The sequence below is a fragment of the Enterococcus sp. 3H8_DIV0648 genome, from assembly GCF_002140655.1.
Classification (GTDB): Bacteria; Bacillota; Bacilli; order Lactobacillales; family Enterococcaceae; genus Enterococcus_A; species Enterococcus_A hulanensis.
In genome coordinates, this window is sequence record NZ_NGLG01000001.1 from 1082428 (window position 1) to 1083163 (window position 736).

The window sequence follows — 736 nt, forward strand, 5'->3', positions numbered from 1 at the left end:
ATGGCATCGGCATATCCTCCCTTTATTTCTGCATCTGTCTCTTATACACATCTAGATGTGTATAAGAGACAGGACAATATGTGGTTAATTAACGCTTCTGGAAAAGAGTTTAATAAGTCATATAGTCAGTTGAGTAAAGGTGGGAAGAAACTGATTGATGAAAAAAAAGAAGAATTATGGCATTGTTTTATAAGTTATCTTAAAAAAGATTTAATGGTTGAGACATCCATTTTTATTGATTCAGTTTCGGTTATTCTTTTCTCAAACAGTTACAGTGTTAGTTTAATTGACTTTAAGCAGACCTATTTATTTCTAGTAGAATCTCTGTCTCTTATACACATCTAGATGTGTATAAGAGACAGCTTCATATTAAATGAGCCGGGATTTCTTGTATTTTTTGTGTTCTTCGGCTTTTTTGGATTTTATTGGGAAGGAAAAATGAATCATGAAAAAATTGATGAAAGACTAAAAAATAATTTTTCGAAGGCACAAAGATATGGGTATAGGGTAGTAATGGGCATGATCTTTCTGACAGTAATACTTTCTGCAAGATTTACAGGGAACTATAAGATGACTTTGATGGTGCAAACAACGGTGATTTGTCTTGGAATTGCAGTGACTTTCATCCTTGTACCTATGTTAACTTATTATTTCGACAAAGCGACTTTTACTAATAAAAAATGAGTTTAAGAAAGATTGATTAAAAAATACAAAAGCAATTAGATGAATCCTGTTC

At 31.7% G+C, this 736-nt stretch carries 2 protein-coding genes; both read left to right on the forward strand.

Features of this window, described 5'->3' with window-relative positions; genetic code table 11:
- Positions 1-345, forward strand: a 345-nt coding sequence (locus A5875_RS23985; RefSeq protein WP_217809343.1) for a hypothetical protein, incomplete at its 5' end; no start/stop codon positions are given.
- Complete coding sequence (locus A5875_RS05040; protein ID WP_088932600.1) at positions 346-684, forward strand: DUF3796 domain-containing protein; 339 nt, start codon at positions 346-348, stop codon at positions 682-684.
- Positions 685-736 lie beyond the last annotated feature (52 nt).